The organism is Pseudarthrobacter sp. CCNWLW207 (assembly GCF_037203945.1).
Lineage (GTDB): Bacteria > Actinomycetota > Actinomycetes > Actinomycetales > Micrococcaceae > Arthrobacter.
In genome coordinates, this window is record NZ_JBBCBS010000003.1 from 93,577 (window position 1) to 110,209 (window position 16,633).

Here is a 16,633-nt window from a genome sequence, read left to right on the forward strand (position 1 = left end):
TTTGGTAGAGGGACGCCGCGTCCCGTAAGCTTGAACTACCAAAGACCGTCGGTTGTTGGAAATCCACTCTCCTGAACACAGCTCAACTCTGTAGTTTGTGCGCTGGAGATCAAGTGGTTTTCTGGACGAAGGACCCTGAACGTAGGGCGGCCGGCGCAGGTGAACGAAGCAAAGCTCCACGGTGTGAAACTGTGTTTGAGCCAAGCCCCGTGCATCTGCGCGGGGCGTTTTTAGTTTTAGCTCACCTTGAGCGGGGACCGTCGAATACCGGCACTATCCCCGGAAGGAGGGTTATGGCAACGCCTGCAAAGGTTTCAGCAGTAGCTGAGATCACTAACGATTTCAAGGAATCGAACGCCGCTGTCCTGACCGAATACCGTGGGCTCACTGTTGCACAGCTCAAGCAGCTGCGTGTTTCTCTCGGCCAGGACACCAAGTTCTCGGTCGTCAAGAACACCCTGACCGCCATTGCAGCCAAGGAAGCTGGTGTCGAAGCATTCGACGGCCAGCTCGCCGGCCCCACTGCAATCGCGTTCATCAAGGGTGACGCAGTTGCAGCGGCCAAGAGCCTGACGGATTTTGCCAAGACCAACAAGCAGCTGGTTATCAAGACCGGTTACTTCGAGGGCAAGGCACTGAACGCCAGCGAAGTTGCTGCCCTGGCAGCACTCGAGTCCCGCGAGCTGCAGCTCGCCAAGGTTGCAGGGATCCTCAAGGCTCCTGCTGCCGCTGCTGCACGCATCATTGACGCCCTGCGCCTCAAGCTTGAAGAAGAGAACGGTGCACCGGCAGCAGCCGAAGCGCCCGCCGCTGAAGAAGCCCCGGCCGCAGAAGCAGCAGAGACCGAAGCTCCGGCCGAGGCCGCAGCCACCGAAGAGAACTAACTCTCTTTCAAACCAGACTCCGGTGTGAAGGCAACGGCCCTGGCCGCCAAGCACCACCTATAGGAAGGACGCCACACCATGGCGAAGCTCACCAACGAAGAGCTCATTGAAGCTTTCAAGGAACTGACCATCATCGAGCTCTCCGAGTTCGTCAAGCTCTTCGAAGAGACCTTCGAAGTTACTGCTGCTGCTGTTGCCGTTGCCGGCCCCGCCGCTGCTGCTGAAGAAGCCGAAGAGAAGACCGACTTCGACGTCGTTCTCGAGGCTGCTGGCGACAAGAAGATCGCAGTGATCAAGGAAGTTCGCGCCATCACTTCCCTGGGCCTGAAGGAAGCCAAGGACCTGGTTGACAGTGCTCCGAAGGCTGTCCTCGAAGGTGCAACCAAGGAAGCTGCCGAGAAGGCCAAGGAGCAGCTCGAGGCTGCCGGCGCCACCGTTACCCTCAAGTAACACTCGCTTTTCCAACAGGAAGCCCCGTCCACACCGGTGGGCGGGGCTTCCTGCGTTAAACCCAACAAGGTAGCAGCTGATGTCGTTATGGGGGCTCATAACGACATCTGCTGCTACCTACATGGGGTTGGGATCGGAGATGTCCGCGACGGTCGCGCCCAGGGCAGCAGTCAGGGCGTCGGCGTCAACAAAAGCGCTGAAACCATGCTGCCCGGCGCCCATGGAGATCCGGCGCCCGGCAATCGTCTGGTCGGCGTAAACCGGCCAAGCCTTGGTGCTGCCCAGCGGAGTAATGGTGCCCCGTTCGTATCCCGTGGCGTCGAGGGCGACGTGGGGCGGCGGCAGCGACAGCTTGTTGACTCCCACCAGGGCCCGGAGCTTGGGCCAGGAGATCTGCCGGTCACCGGGGATCAACGCGAACAGGAAGCTGCCGTCCTTGTGCTTGACCACCAGGGACTTCACGATGTCCGCCGGGGTTATGCCCAGGATGCCGGCAGCCTCCTCAAGGCTCCGGGCGGCGAGGCGCTCCACCACCTCGACGTCGAGGCCACGCGCCGCGGCGTCAGCCAGGAAGCGCCGGCGTCCGACGGCGGCACTTCCGTTGTCGGCTTGCGCCACCATCAGTCCCGGTACAGCAGGAGCGCTTCGCCCTGCCCTCCGCCGCCGCACAGGGAGACGGCAGCCTTGCCGCTTCCGCGCCGCTTGAGTTCATGGGCCGCGTGCAGTGCCAGCCGAGCCCCCGAGGCGCCGATGGGGTGGCCCAGGGCAATGGCCCCGCCATGGATATTGCACTGCTCCAACGGGTAGTCCAGGTCCTTCAGGGACTGCACTGCCACGGAACCGAATGCTTCGTTGATCTCGATGAAGTCCAGGTCCGCCGTGGTCCAGCCTGCCCGGTCAAGGGCGCTCTGGAGCGCATGTGAGGGCTGGGAGTGAAGCGAGTTGTCCGGCCCGGCCACCTGTCCGGGCTTACCGACGACGGCCAGGTACTCCAGCCCGTTGTCCTCGGCGAACTGCCGCGACGCGAGTACCAGTGCGGAGGCGCCGTCGGACAGGGGAGAGGAGTTGCCGGCGGTGATGGTCCCGTCCGTCACGAACGCTGCCTTGAGGCCGGCCAGTGTTTCGATGGAGGTGTTGGGCCGAACTCCTTCGTCCGCGGCGACAACAAGGGGGTCGCCCTTGCGCTGCTTGACACTGATCGGTGCGATTTCGTCGTCGAACACGCCGTTCTTCGCTGCCAGCGCGGCACGCTGGTGGGACTGGGCAGCCACGTTGTCCTGGGACGTTCGGTCTATGCCGAGGGCGAGGTTCCTCGTTTCGGTGGAAAGACCCATGGATTGGCCGTCGAAGGCGTCAGTGAGTCCGTCGTGTGCCGCGACGTCCAGGGCTTGAATCGCGCCGTAGGTCCAGCCTTGGCGGGAGCCGGGCAGCAGGTGCGGCGCGCGCGTCATGGACTCCTGTCCGCCGGCCACCACCACAGTGGCATCGCCGCTGCGGATGAGGCGGGCGGCGTCTATGACCGCGGTCAGGCCGGAGAGGCACACTTTGTTGATAGTGACCGTCGGAACATTCCAGCCGATCCCGGCTCCGATAGCGCTTTGCCTGGCAGGATTCTGGCCCGCTCCGGCCTGAAGCACCTGGCCCATGATCACCGCATCCACGCGCCCGGCGTCCACGCCGCTTGCCGCGATCGCGGCCTTGATGGCGTGGGCTCCGAGTTCGACGGCGGTGAAGCTCGCCAGTTGCCCGTTCAGCCGGCCCTGGGGGGACCGCGCCGCTGAGAGGATGACAACGTCAGTGTTGTCTGTGGAGTTGCCCATTGTTATCTCTTCCGATCTGAACCGATGTAGGCCAAGGCTACCGTGAGCTTCCTCACCTAATTATCCAAACATTGGCAGGCGCAGGCGAATTCCTTCGGCACGCGGCAGGGGAGAACTACCCATCACCGAAACGTGCAAGGCGTCGGCGGCCTCAGTAGGGTGGACGGCGGGTATGACAGCATCGCCGCAGAACAAAAAACAGGGAGCATCATCGTGAAGAAAATCCTCGCCGTGGCAGCGGTCGCAAGCCTTGCAGGGCTAACGGCCTGCAGCGTAGCCGCCCCCGCCCCCGCTCCCACCACGGCGACGGCCACCCCCACGACGTCCAGCCTCGCATCGTCGCGGCCGACGCCGTCGCGCTCTTCCGACGCCCATGCTCCGCAGGCAGGAGGTGTCCGGGCCGCCTGCGAGCAGTTCAACAAGCTCTACGCCGATTACAAGGCCGTTAAGGATGACGCCAACGCCTACGAAGAGATCTACTTCGCCGCCCAGGACGCCAAGGACGTTGCGTCCGGCAACCAGAAGGGATTGTTTACGTCCCTGGGCGTCCTGTCCCTGGACAGGTCGTCGGCGGTTGAAAGCGGCGGTGAAGTGGACCAATCGTCAAAGGACATGGTCCGTGACGCGGTTTTCGCCAACGCCCAGGAATGCACAGCTGAGGGTGTCACGCTCCGGCTCTGAGCCGCGTCCGAATGCGAAAAATATGGGTCTTGCAATAACGCGCGATGTGGGGTAGACACGTAATCGGTTTTGCCGTATCGTAGATATTTGCGTCTTCCCTGTTTACCTTCAGCCTTCATATAGCGGTGGGCTTTGCCTGGCAGCTGACCATCAACGTGCCGTCAACAACGTCATTGTATGGGCAGCCCGGGCCCCGGGTCATATAGCGGAACCGGATGGTAGCACTGCGGAGTCATTCTGCAGGGTGCACAGCGGGGGAGATCTGAAAACGCCTGAAGGTCTGTGGAAGGATCCCTCTTGGTCGCCTCGAGCACCTCTAATAACGAAACCGCTAACACCGCCGACAGCACTGATGGTGCCACTCGCCGGCTCTCATTCGCAAAGATTCACGAACCGCTTGACGTTCCGAATCTTCTTGCCCTGCAGACGGACAGCTTTGACTGGCTGGTCGGAAACGAACGCTGGCAGGCACGCGTAGCGAAAGCCGTAGAAGAAAACGACCTCAGCGTCGCCACCACGTCCGGACTGTCGGACATCTTCGAAGAGATCTCCCCGATTGAGGACTTCCAGGGCACCATGTCCCTGAGCTTCTCCGATCCGGAGTTCGCTGACCCGAAGTACACCATGGCCGAGTGCAAGGACCGGGACGCAACGTACTCGGCACCGCTGTACGTCAAGGCCGAGTTCATGAACAACAACACGGGCGAAATCAAGCAGCAGACCGTGTTCATGGGCGACTTCCCCCTGATGACGGAGAAGGGTACCTTCGTCGTCAACGGCACCGAGCGTGTCGTCGTCTCCCAGCTGGTCCGTTCGCCGGGCGCCTACTTTGAGCGCACCGCCGACAAGACCAGTGACAAGGACATCTTCACTGCCAAGATCATCCCCTCCCGTGGTGCATGGTTTGAACTCGAGATCGACAAGCGCGACCAGGTCGGCGTACGCCTCGACCGTAAGCGCAAGCAGTCCGTCACCGTGCTGCTGAAGGCCCTTGGCTGGACCGAAGGCCAGATCCTCGAAGAGTTCGGCCAGTACGACTCCATGCGCGCCACGCTCGAGAAGGACGCAACAGAGACCCGCGAAGACGCGTTGCTGGACATCTACCGGAAGCTGCGACCGGGCGAGCCGCCCACAGTCGAGGCTGCCCAGTCCCTGCTGGACAACCTGTACTTCAACTCCAAGCGCTACGATCTGGCCAAAGTCGGCCGTTACAAGATCAACCGCAAGCTTGGCATCGACCGCTCCCTTGGCGACAAGGAAGCCTCGGTCCTGCACGTTGAAGACATCGTGGCCATGATCAAGTTCCTGGTTGCCCTGCACGCCGGCGAGAAGACCCTGACGGGTAAGCGCGACGGCCAGGACCACGAACTGCGCGTTGAGATCGATGACATCGACCACTTCGGCAACCGTCGTATCCGCGCCGTCGGCGAGCTCATCGAGAACCAGGTCCGCACCGGCCTGTCCCGTATGGAGCGCGTCGTCCGCGAGCGTATGACCACCCAGGACGTCGAGGCCATCACGCCGCAGACCCTGATCAACATCCGCCCGGTTGTTGCAGCCATCAAGGAGTTCTTCGGAACCTCCCAGCTGTCGCAGTTCATGGACCAGAACAACCCGCTGTCGGGTCTGACCCACAAGCGCCGTCTGTCCGCGCTTGGCCCGGGTGGTCTGTCCCGTGACCGTGCAGGCATGGAAGTTCGAGACGTTCACCCGTCCCACTACGGACGTATGTGCCCCATCGAAACCCCTGAAGGCCCGAACATTGGCCTGATCGGTTCGCTGGCTTCCTACGGCCGTATCAACCCGTTCGGCTTCATCGAGACGCCGTACCGCCTGGTCAAGGACGGCGTCGTTTCCGACAACGTCCAGTACCTGACGGCCGACGACGAAGCAGAGGTCCTGATCGCCCAGGCCAACGCTCCGCTGGATGAGAACAAGAAGTTCGCCGAAGAGACCGTCCTGGTCCGCGCCCGTGGTGGTGGAGGCGAGCCCGTGCTGGTTCCTGCCGCCGACGTCGAGTTCATGGACGTTTCCCCGCGCCAGATGGTGTCCGTGGCTACGGCCCTGATCCCGTTCCTCGAGCATGACGATGCTAACCGTGCACTCATGGGTGCCAACATGCAGCGCCAGGCTGTGCCGCTGGTCCGTTCCGAGGCTCCGTTCGTGGGCACCGGCATGGAGCGCGCAGCCGCCGTCGACGCCGGTGATGTCACCATCGCGAAGAAGGCCGGTGTGGTCACCGAGGTCTCCGCTGAGCTCGTCATCATGCTCAACGACGACGGCACGGAAACCAACTACCGCATCAACAAGTTCGCACGCTCCAACCAGGGCAACTGCTACAACAACCGTGTTCTGGTGAACGAAGGCCAGCGCCTCGAGGTTGGCGGCATCATCGCCGACGGCCCGGCAACTGACCAGGGCGAGCTCGCCCTCGGCAAGAACCTGCTCGTGGCATTCATGTCATGGGAAGGCCACAACTTCGAGGACGCGATCATCCTCTCGCAGCGCATTGTTGCCGAGGACGTCCTTTCCTCCATCCACATCGAGGAGCACGAGATCGATGCCCGCGACACCAAACTTGGTGCCGAGGAAATCACCCGTGACATCCCCAACGTGTCCGAGGAAGTACTGGCTGGCCTGGACGAGCGCGGCATCATCCACATCGGTGCCGAGGTTGAAGCCGGCGACATCCTGGTCGGAAAGGTCACCCCGAAGGGTGAAACCGAACTGACCCCGGAAGAGCGCCTGCTGCGCGCCATCTTCGGTGAGAAGTCCCGCGAAGTGCGCGACACCTCCCTGAAGGTTCCGCACGGCGAGTCCGGCACCGTCATCGGCGTCCGCGTGTTCGACCGCGACAACGACGACGAACTGCCGCCGGGCGTCAACCAGCTGGTCCGCGTCTACGTGGCCGCCAAGCGCAAGATCACCGACGGCGACAAGCTCGCCGGCCGCCACGGCAACAAGGGCGTCATCTCCAAGATCCTTCCGATCGAGGACATGCCCTTCCTTGCCGACGGCACCCCCGTTGATATTGTCCTGAACCCGCTGGGTGTTCCGGGCCGAATGAACGTCGGCCAGGTGCTCGAAACGCACCTCGGCTGGGTTGCCAAGACCGGTTGGAAGATCGAAGGCGAGCCCGAGTGGGTCAAGCAGCTGCCGAACCTGCCGCGCGAGAGTGGCCAGACCACTGTTGCAACGCCCGTGTTCGACGGTGCCCGCGAAGAGGAAATCACCGGCCTGCTGGACTCCACTAACGTGACCCGCGACGGCGAACGCCTGATCAACTCCTCGGGCAAGACCCGCCTGTTTGACGGCCGCTCCGGTGAGCCGTTCCCGGATCCGATCTCTGTTGGCTACATGTACATCCTGAAGCTCCACCACCTGGTGGACGACAAGATCCACGCCCGCTCCACCGGTCCGTACTCCATGATCACGCAGCAGCCGCTGGGTGGTAAGGCACAGTTCGGTGGCCAGCGCTTCGGTGAAATGGAAGTGTGGGCGCTCGAAGCTTACGGCGCCGCTTACACGCTCCAGGAGCTCCTCACGATCAAGTCGGATGACATCCACGGTCGCGTGAAGGTCTACGAAGCAATCGTCAAGGGCGAGAACATCCCCGAGCCGGGCGTTCCTGAGTCCTTCAAGGTCTTGATCAAGGAAATGCAGTCGCTGTGCCTGAACGTGGAAGTGCTTTCCACGGACGGAACCACAATTGAAATGCGTGACTCTGATGACGCAGTCTTCACGGCTGCGGAAGAACTGGGCATCGATCTGTCTCGTGCAGAGCCCAGTTCCGTAGAAGAGGTCTAGAGTCCTCCGGAGCAAGGCAGCCGGCCCGTCCGCTGCCTTGCTCCGGGGCTCCCTCTTCCCGTAACCAAGACTTCAGAATTTAGAGAACAAGAGAGAACAGGGACCATATGTCCAGCGAATCCTCCTTCGGCCTCATGCAGATCGGCCTCGCCACCGCGGAAGACATCCGTGGCTGGTCTTACGGCGAGGTTAAGAAGCCGGAAACCATCAACTACCGCACGCTCAAGCCTGAGAAGGACGGCCTCTTCTGCGAGAAGATCTTCGGCCCGTCCCGCGACTGGGAGTGCTACTGCGGTAAGTACAAGCGTGTGCGCTTCAAGGGCATCATTTGCGAACGGTGTGGCGTTGAAGTCACCCGCGCGAAGGTCCGCCGTGAGCGCATGGGCCACATCGAGCTGGCCGCACCGGTCACGCACATCTGGTACTTCAAGGGTGTCCCCTCCCGTCTGGGCTACCTCCTTGACCTGGCTCCGAAGGACCTCGAAAAGGTCATCTACTTCGCCGCCTACATGATCACCAGCGTCGACGAGGCTGCCCGCCACGAGGAACTGCCCAACCTGCAGGTTGAGCACGACATCGAGAAGAAGCAGCTGATCGACAACCGCGACTCCGACATCGCGGCCATCGCCCGCGACCTCGAAGGCGAAATTGCGCGCCTTGAGGGTGAAGGTGCCAAGGCTGCCGACAAGAAGAAGGCCCGCGACTCCGCCGACCGCCAGATGGCGAACGTGCGTAAGCGCGCCGACGCCGACATCGAGCGCCTCGAGCAGGTCTGGGACCGCTTCAAGAACCTGAAGGTCGCAGACCTCGAAGGTGACGAAGGCCTGTACCGCGAACTGCGCGACCGCTACGGTATCTACTTCGAAGGCTCCATGGGTGCCGAAGCCATCAAGAAGCGTCTTGAGGGCTTCGACATGCAGGCCGAGTCTGACCTGCTGCGCGACATCATTGCCAACGGCAAGGGCCAGCGCAAGACCCGCGCCCTGAAGCGACTGAAGGTTGTCAACGCGTTCCTGACCACCAACAACAGCCCGCTCGGCATGGTTCTGGATGCCGTCCCGGTGATCCCGCCGGAACTGCGCCCGATGGTCCAGCTGGACGGTGGCCGCTTCGCGACCTCCGACCTCAACGACCTCTACCGCCGTGTGATCAACCGCAATAACCGACTCAAGCGCCTGCTTGACCTGGGTGCTCCGGAGATCATCGTCAACAACGAGAAGCGCATGCTTCAGGAAGCTGTTGACAGCCTCTTCGACAACGGCCGTCGCGGCCGTCCGGTCACTGGACCGGGCAACCGTCCGCTGAAGTCCCTGAGCGACATGCTCAAGGGCAAGCAGGGCCGTTTCCGCCAGAACCTCCTAGGCAAGCGTGTTGACTACTCCGGCCGTTCGGTCATCGTCGTCGGCCCGCAGCTGAAGCTGCACCAGTGCGGCCTGCCCAAGCAGATGGCCCTGGAGCTCTTCAAGCCGTTCGTGATGAAGCGCCTGGTTGACCTCAACCACGCCCAGAACATCAAGTCGGCCAAGCGCATGGTCGAGCGCTACCGCCCGCAGGTCTGGGATGTGCTCGAAGAGATCATCACCGAACACCCGGTGCTGCTCAACCGTGCACCTACCCTGCACCGCCTTGGTATCCAGGCGTTCGAACCGCAGCTTGTTGAGGGCAAGGCAATCCAGCTCCACCCGCTGGTTTGTGGCGCGTTCAACGCTGACTTCGACGGCGACCAGATGGCAGTGCACCTGCCGCTGAGCCCGGAGGCCCAGGCCGAGGCACGCATCCTGATGCTGTCCTCGAACAACATCCTGAAGCCGTCCGATGGACGCCCGGTTACCCTGCCGTCGCAGGATATGATCATCGGCCTCTACCACCTGACCACCAAGCGTGTCGGTTCAGCTGGCGAAGGCCGCGTCTTCGGCTCGGTTGCCGAAGCCATCATGGCTTTCGACGCCCGCGAGCTGCACCTGAACTCGCAGGTCCGAATCCGCCTCGAAGGCTTTGTTCCGTACGCCGGCTGGGAAGCTCCCGAAGGTTGGGAGCCGGGTCAGCCCGCCCTCGTCCAGACCTCCCTGGGCCAGGTCCTCTTCAACGAGACCCTGCCCGAGGATTACCCCTGGGTTGAGGCTGTTGCCGACAAGGGTGAACTGTCCCGCATCGTCAACGACCTCGCTGAGCGCTACCCGAAGGTTGTTACCGCGGCGACGCTGGATAACCTGAAGGATTCAGGCTTCTACTGGGCCACCCGTTCAGGCGTTACCGTTGCCATCTCCGACATCGAGGTTCCGGCCGCAAAGCCTGCCATCCTTGCCGGCTACGAGGAGCGGGCCGCCAAGATCCAGGGCCAGTACGACAAGGGCCTGATCGACGACGACGAGCGTCGCCAGGAACTGATCGAGATCTGGAACAAGGCAACCAACGAGATCGCCCAGGCGATGCGTGACAGCCTGTCCCCGATGAACACGATCAACCGCATGGTGTCCTCCGGTGCGCGTGGTAACTGGATGCAGGTCCGCCAGATCGCGGGTATCCGTGGCCTGGTGGCCAACCCGAAGGGTGAAATCATCCCGCGTCCCATCAAGTCCTCCTACCGCGAGGGCCTGTCGGTGCTGGAATACTTCATCGCCACCCACGGTGCCCGTAAGGGTCTGGCTGACACCGCACTGCGTACCGCCAACTCGGGTTACCTGACCCGTCGTCTGGTGGACGTGTCCCAGGACGTCATCGTCCGCGAAGAGGACTGCGGTACCGAACGCGGTCTGGTGACGGCCATCGCTGTCGCAGACTCCAACGGCGAGCTGGTCCTGGACGAGAACGTCGAGAACAGCGCCTACGCCCGTACCTTGGCCGTGGATGTCCTTGACTCCAAGGGCAATGTCCTGGCTCCGGCCGGCACTGACTGCGGCGACGTCGTGATTGCTGAGCTCTTCGCGGCAGGCATCACCGAGGTCAAGGTCCGCTCTGTACTCACCTGTGAGTCCAGCGTCGGCACCTGCGCCCTTTGCTATGGACGTTCCCTGGCAACCGGCAAGACCGTGGACATCGGAGAGGCCGTGGGCATCATCGCCGCACAGTCCATCGGTGAGCCCGGCACGCAGCTGACCATGCGTACGTTCCACACCGGTGGTGCTGTTTCCGCCAGCGGTGGCGACGACATCACCCAGGGTCTGCCCCGTATCCAGGAGCTCTTCGAAGCCCGTACTCCGAAGGGTGTCGCACCGATTGCTGAAGCAGCCGGCCGCATCACCATTGAAGAGTCCGAGCGCCAGATGCGCCTCGTCATCACCCCCGATGACGGATCCGAAGAGATCGCCTACCCGGTACTGCGCCGTTCACGCCTCCTCATCGAGGATGGCGAGCACGTCACAGTGGGCCAGAAGCTCATCAACGGTCCGGTCGACCCCAAGCAGGTGCTGCGCATCATGGGTCCCCGTGCCGCGCAGAAGTTCCTGGTGGATGAAGTCCAGGGCGTGTACCGCAGCCAGGGCATCGGTATCCACGACAAGCACGTCGAGGTTATCGTCCGCCAGATGCTGCGCCGCGTCACGGTCATCGAGTCCGGCGAATCGGACCTGCTGCCCGGCGAGCTCGCCGAGCGCAGCCGCTTCGAGGATGCCAACCGCCGTGTTGTGTCCGAGGGCAAGACTCCGGCTTCCGGACGTCCTGAGCTCATGGGCATCACCAAGGCGTCCTTGGCCACCGAGTCCTGGCTGTCCGCAGCTTCCTTCCAGGAGACCACCCGCGTCCTGACGCAGGCGGCCATGGAAGGCAAGAGCGATCCGCTGCTCGGCCTCAAGGAGAACGTCATCATCGGTAAGCTGATCCCGGCTGGCACGGGTCTCCCGCGCTACACCGAGGTCACCGTGGAGCCCACTGAAGAAGCAAAGGCCAACCTGTTCACCGGCCCCAGCGCGTTCAGTGACTTCTCGTACGACACCCTGGGAGGCGACGGAGCACCTGAGTTCCACGCCATCCCCTTGGATGACTACGACCTCGGGAACGATTTCCGGTAACCGTTACTCAACGGCGTCGGCCCCGTCTCCAGCCTGCTTCAACGAGCAGGCCGGGGCGGGGCCTTCCGCTTTGGGGGAGGGGCGCCGATTAAGGCCTGGCGGGAGTCCATGTTAGACTTGTTACCAATTGTTATTGTGGCAGTGGATGAGTGCGCCGGTTCCAGCTGAAAGGCTGAACCAGAGCGACGTTTCCGGTTTGCAGGGTTCTTGTGCAACGTATGCCACATTTTTGCATGCCTAGGGACCTTTGAAGACGTCAGTCATAACAGTCCCCGGGGTGCGATCCGACTATTAAGGCTTCGCCTCAGCTGCTCTGGAGATTCCCTTCAAAGCCCGGGCGGCGAGGCAACGCAACAAGAGAGTGGCTGGAAGCGGCCACTCCGGATAAAACGGAGAACACGAGAGTGCCTACGATTAACCAGCTGGTCCGCAAGGGCCGCACGCCTAAGGTCAAAAAGACCAAGGCTCCCGCGCTTAACGGCAGCCCCATGCGCCGCGGTGTCTGCACCCGCGTTTACACCACCACCCCGAAGAAGCCGAACTCGGCTCTGCGTAAGGTGGCACGTGTACGCCTCAACGGTGGCATTGAAGTCACCGCTTACATCCCCGGTGTAGGCCACAACCTGCAGGAGCACTCCATTGTGCTCGTTCGCGGCGGTCGCGTGAAGGACCTCCCGGGTGTCCGCTACAAGATCGTCCGTGGCGCCCTCGATACCCAGGGTGTCAAGAACCGTAAGCAGGCCCGCAGCCGCTACGGCGCAAAGATGGAGAAGAAGTAATATGCCTCGCAAGGGTCCGGCCCCCAAGCGGCCGCTCGTACTAGATCCCGTTTACGGCTCCCCGCTGGTCACCCAGCTGATCAACAAGGTGCTGGTCGACGGTAAGAAGTCCACCGCAGAGCGCATCGTCTACGGTGCCCTCGAAGGCGCACGCGCCAAGTCCGGCGGCGATCCCGTTGCAGCCCTCAAGAAGGCCATGGACAACGTCAAGCCTTCCCTTGAGGTCCGCTCACGCCGCGTTGGTGGCGCAACCTACCAGGTTCCCGTTGAGGTCAAGCCGGGCCGTTCCACCGCCCTCGCACTGCGCTGGCTGGTCGGCTACTCCAAGGCCCGCCGCGAAAAGACGATGACCGAGCGCCTCCAGAACGAAATCCTGGATGCGTCCAACGGTCTCGGTGCCGCTGTGAAGCGTCGCGAAGACACCCACAAGATGGCCGAGTCCAACAAGGCCTTCGCACACTACCGCTGGTAATACTTCCGGACGCCGCCGGCTCGTTACGAGCCGGCGGCGAACGTGTAGTCCATCCGAAAGGGAGACACCGTGGCACAGGACGTGCTTACCGACCTTAGTAAGGTCCGCAACATCGGCATCATGGCCCACATTGATGCCGGCAAGACCACCACCACCGAGCGCATTCTGTTCTACACAGGTGTGAACCACAAGATCGGCGAAACGCACGACGGCGCTTCGACCACCGACTGGATGGAACAGGAAAAGGAACGCGGCATCACCATCACGTCTGCCGCCGTGACCTGCTTCTGGGAAAACAACCAGATCAACATCATCGACACCCCTGGCCACGTTGACTTCACCGTTGAGGTTGAGCGCTCCCTGCGCGTCCTCGACGGCGCTGTCGCCGTCTTCGATGGCAAGGAAGGCGTTGAGCCGCAGTCTGAGACCGTTTGGCGCCAGGCCGACAAGTACAACGTTCCGCGTATCTGCTTCGTCAACAAGATGGACAAGCTGGGCGCTGACTTCTACTTCACCGTAGACACCATCATCAGCCGCCTCGGTGCCAAGCCGCTGGTCATGCAGCTGCCGATCGGTGCCGAGAACGACTTCATCGGCGTTGTGGACCTGCTGTACATGCGTGCACTGGTCTGGCCCGGCGATGCCAAGGGTGACGTCACCATGGGTGCCAAGTACGAGATCCGCGAGATCCCGGCTGACCTCCAGGAAAAGGCTGAGGAGTACCGCGCAACGCTCGTTGAGACCGTTGCCGAGGCCTCCGAAGAACTCATGGAGAAGTACCTTGAGGGCGAAGAGATCTCAGTCGACGAGCTCAAGGCCGGCATCCGCAAGATGACGATCAACTCCGAGCTGTACCCGATCTTCTGTGGCTCCGCGTTCAAGAACCGCGGCGTCCAGCCGATGCTGGATGCCGTAGTCGACTACCTGCCGAACCCGCTCGACGTCCCGCCGATGATCGGTCACGATCCCCGCGACGAAGAGAAGGAACTGACCCGCAAGCCGTCTTCGGAAGAGCCGTTCTCTGCTCTTGCGTTCAAGATTGCCGCGCACCCGTTCTTCGGCCAGCTCACCTTCATCCGCGTGTACTCCGGTCACGTGGAAGCAGGCGCACAGGTGGTCAACTCCACCAAGGGCAAGAAGGAGCGCATCGGCAAGCTGTTCCAGATGCACGCCAACAAGGAAATGCCTGTTGAGGGCGCTACCGCCGGCCACATCTACGCAGCGATCGGTCTGAAGGACACCACCACGGGCGACACCCTGTGCGACTCCGCCAACCAGATCGTCCTCGAGTCCATGAGCTTCCCGGAGCCCGTGATCTCGGTTGCCATCGAGCCGAACACCAAGGGTGACCAGGAGAAGCTCTCCACGGCCATCCAGAAGCTCTCCGCTGAGGACCCCACCTTCCAGGTGTCCCTCAACGAAGACACCGGCCAGACCATCATCGCCGGCATGGGCGAGCTCCACCTGGACATCCTGGTGGACCGCATGCGCCGCGAATTCAAGGTCGAGGCCAACGTTGGCAAGCCGCAGGTTGCGTACCGCGAAACCATCAAGCGTGCTGTGGAGCGTCACGACTACACACACAAGAAGCAGACCGGTGGTTCGGGTCAGTTCGCAAAGATCCAGATCGCGATCGAGCCGCTGGACACCGCCGAAGGCGAACTGTACGAGTTCGAGAACAAGGTCACTGGTGGCCGCGTTCCGCGCGAGTACATTCCCTCTGTTGACGCCGGTATCCAGGATGCGCTGAACGACGGCGTCCTGGCCGGTTACCCGGTTGTCGGCATCAAGGCCACGCTGATTGACGGCGCGTACCACGATGTTGACTCCTCGGAAATGGCGTTCAAGATCGCCGGGCGTATGGCTTTCAAGGAAGCCGCTCGCAAGGCGAACCCTGTTCTGCTCGAACCGCTGATGGATGTCGAGGTCCGCACCCCTGAGGAATACATGGGTGAAGTTATCGGTGACCTCAACTCCCGCCGTGGCCAGATGCAGTCCATGGAAGATGCACAGGGTGTCAAGGTTATCCGTGCGCACGTCCCGCTGTCCGGCATGTTCGGCTACATCGGTGACCTGCGTTCGAAGACCCAGGGCCGCGCTGTGTACTCCATGACGTTCAACAGCTACGCCGAGGTCCCGAAGGCAGTCGCCGACGAGATCATCCAGAAGACCCGCGGCGAGTAGTCTTTTTCGACTTTCGAAGCGACAAACTCGGGTGTGGTTTCCGGATAACGGAAGCCCGCCTGGTGCAGGTGGCCGGAACCCGGTCGGATGCAGTCCGGTCAAGCCGGGCCCCGGCCATCTGCACGAACAGGCTCTAGGCACTAGTATTAGTTCCTGAATCTGCAATTTCACCAATCCAAAGCCCCCCAAGTAGACTTGCCTGAGTTTCTGCCGCGACAAGCGCGGTTGAAGGGTAAGTCATTTGAAAACGTTCTAGGAGGAACCTGTGGCAAAGGCAAAGTTCGAGCGGACTAAGCCGCACGTTAACATCGGCACCATTGGTCACGTTGACCACGGTAAGACGACGTTGACGGCCGCCATTTCCAAGGTGCTGTACGACAAGTACCCGACTCTCAACGAGCAGCGCGACTTCGCGTCTATTGACTCTGCTCCCGAAGAGCGTCAGCGCGGCATTACCATCAACATCTCCCACGTTGAGTACCAGACCGAGAAGCGCCACTACGCACACGTAGACGCTCCGGGTCACGCTGACTACATCAAGAACATGATCACCGGTGCTGCACAGATGGACGGTGCAATCCTCGTGGTTGCCGCCACTGACGGCCCGATGGCTCAGACCCGCGAGCACGTCCTGCTCGCCCGCCAGGTTGGCGTTCCCTACCTGCTGGTTGCACTGAACAAGTCGGACATGGTCGACGACGAAGAGCTGCTGGACCTCGTTGAAATGGAAGTTCGTGAGCTGCTTTCGGCTCAGGGCTTCGATGGCGACGACGCTCCTGTTGTTCGCGTTTCCGGCCTGAAGGCCCTCGAAGGCGACCCCGTCTGGGTCAAGTCCGTTGAGGACCTCATGGAAGCTGTTGACGAGTCCGTTCCGGACCCCGTACGTGACCGTGACAAGCCGTTCCTGATGCCGATCGAAGACGTCTTCACGATCACCGGCCGTGGCACCGTTGTAACGGGCCGCGCCGAGCGTGGAACCCTCGCCATCAACTCCGAGGTCGAGATCGTCGGCATCCGCCCGGTCCAGAAGACCACGGTTACCGGTATCGAGATGTTCCACAAGCAGCTCGACGAAGCATGGGCCGGCGAGAACTGTGGCCTCCTGCTCCGCGGTCTGAAGCGTGATGACGTAGAGCGTGGCCAGGTTGTCGTCAAGCCGGGTTCCATCACCCCGCACACCGACTTCGAGGCTAACGTCTACATCCTCTCCAAGGACGAAGGCGGACGTCACAACCCGTTCTACTCCAACTACCGCCCGCAGTTCTACTTCCGCACCACGGACGTAACCGGCGTTATCACCCTGCCGGAAGGCACGGAAATGGTTATGCCTGGCGACAACACTGAGATGACCGTTGCGCTCATCCAGCCGATCGCCATGGAAGAGGGCCTCGGCTTCGCTATCCGCGAAGGCGGCCGCACCGTTGGTTCAGGACGCGTTACCAAGATCATCAAGTAATTCTTGTTGATCCCTGATTGACCTGACCGGAAAGGCCGCCTAGCGGTCCTGACGGAAAGTGTGGAAACAGCCCCGCTGCTAGTGCAGCGGGGC

At 62.0% G+C, this 16,633-nt stretch carries 11 protein-coding genes; 9 read left to right on the forward strand and 2 right to left on the reverse strand.

The annotated features are described in order from the left end of the window. Positions 1-293 precede the first annotated feature (293 nt). Positions 294-884 (forward strand): 50S ribosomal protein L10, encoded by a 591-nt coding sequence (gene rplJ, locus V9L17_RS06145; RefSeq protein WP_028269591.1) that lies wholly within the window; start codon positions 294-296, stop codon positions 882-884. Positions 885-962: 78 nt separating this feature from the next. Further along, positions 963-1,334, forward strand: coding sequence for a 50S ribosomal protein L7/L12 (rplL, locus tag V9L17_RS06150; protein WP_011692821.1), 372 nt, complete (start codon positions 963-965; stop codon positions 1,332-1,334). Between the two features lie 117 nt (positions 1,335-1,451). Here the strand turns inward: rplL and V9L17_RS06155 are convergent, their stop codons facing one another. Both V9L17_RS06155 and V9L17_RS06160 read right to left on the reverse strand, forming a co-directional pair. Next, entirely contained in the window at positions 1,452-1,955 is a 504-nt protein-coding gene (locus V9L17_RS06155; protein WP_337350847.1) for an aminoacyl-tRNA deacylase, read from the reverse strand. Further along, on the reverse strand, positions 1,955-3,154 hold the full coding sequence (locus V9L17_RS06160; RefSeq protein WP_337350848.1) for an acetyl-CoA C-acetyltransferase: 1,200 nt from the start codon (positions 3,152-3,154) through the stop codon (positions 1,955-1,957). The genes V9L17_RS06155 and V9L17_RS06160 overlap by 1 nt, the downstream gene beginning before the upstream one ends. A 213-nt stretch (positions 3,155-3,367) precedes the next feature. Here V9L17_RS06160 and V9L17_RS06165 point away from each other — a divergent pair, with 213 nt between their 5' ends. The 7 genes from V9L17_RS06165 to tuf all read left to right on the forward strand — a co-directional run bounded on the left by V9L17_RS06165 (position 3,368) and on the right by tuf (position 16,540). Next, positions 3,368-3,835 (forward strand): hypothetical protein, encoded by a 468-nt coding sequence (locus V9L17_RS06165; RefSeq protein ID WP_337350849.1) that lies wholly within the window; start codon positions 3,368-3,370, stop codon positions 3,833-3,835. A gap of 297 nt (positions 3,836-4,132) precedes the next feature. Next, a complete protein-coding gene (gene rpoB, locus V9L17_RS06170) occupies positions 4,133-7,642 on the forward strand; it encodes a DNA-directed RNA polymerase subunit beta (protein ID WP_337346866.1) in 3,510 nt (1,169 codons plus the stop codon). Between the two features lie 107 nt (positions 7,643-7,749). Beyond that, positions 7,750-11,649, forward strand: a complete 3,900-nt coding sequence (locus V9L17_RS06175; RefSeq protein WP_337346867.1) for a DNA-directed RNA polymerase subunit beta' — start codon at positions 7,750-7,752, stop codon at positions 11,647-11,649. Between the two features lie 404 nt (positions 11,650-12,053). After that, positions 12,054-12,428, forward strand: coding sequence for a 30S ribosomal protein S12 (gene rpsL / locus V9L17_RS06180; protein ID WP_018773658.1), 375 nt, complete (start codon positions 12,054-12,056; stop codon positions 12,426-12,428). 1 nt (position 12,429) lies between these two features. Next, positions 12,430-12,900, forward strand: a complete 471-nt coding sequence (rpsG, locus tag V9L17_RS06185; protein ID WP_026531948.1) for a 30S ribosomal protein S7 — start codon at positions 12,430-12,432, stop codon at positions 12,898-12,900. A gap of 69 nt (positions 12,901-12,969) precedes the next feature. After that, positions 12,970-15,084 carry an elongation factor G gene (gene fusA, locus V9L17_RS06190; RefSeq protein WP_337346868.1) on the forward strand — a complete coding sequence of 705 codons (2,115 nt, stop codon included), beginning with the start codon at positions 12,970-12,972 and terminating at the stop codon, positions 15,082-15,084. Positions 15,085-15,349: 265 nt separating this feature from the next. After that, positions 15,350-16,540, forward strand: a complete 1,191-nt coding sequence (gene tuf / locus V9L17_RS06195; RefSeq protein WP_078027241.1) for an elongation factor Tu — start codon at positions 15,350-15,352, stop codon at positions 16,538-16,540. Positions 16,541-16,633 lie beyond the last annotated feature (93 nt).

Excerpts from the sequence above, each read along its gene's own strand:
- rplJ (WP_028269591.1), top strand. The coding sequence starts at position 294 with ATGGCAACGCCTGCAAAGGTTTCAGCAGTAGCTGAGATCACTAACGAT.
- rplL (WP_011692821.1), top strand. The coding sequence starts at position 963 with ATGGCGAAGCTCACCAACGAAGAGCTCATTGAAGCTTTCAAGGAACTG.
- V9L17_RS06155 (WP_337350847.1), bottom strand. The coding sequence starts at position 1,955 with ATGGTGGCGCAAGCCGACAACGGAAGTGCCGCCGTCGGACGCCGGCGC.
- V9L17_RS06160 (WP_337350848.1), bottom strand. The coding sequence starts at position 3,154 with ATGGGCAACTCCACAGACAACACTGACGTTGTCATCCTCTCAGCGGCG.
- V9L17_RS06175 (WP_337346867.1), top strand. The coding sequence starts at position 7,750 with ATGTCCAGCGAATCCTCCTTCGGCCTCATGCAGATCGGCCTCGCCACC.
- rpsG (WP_026531948.1), top strand. The coding sequence starts at position 12,430 with ATGCCTCGCAAGGGTCCGGCCCCCAAGCGGCCGCTCGTACTAGATCCC.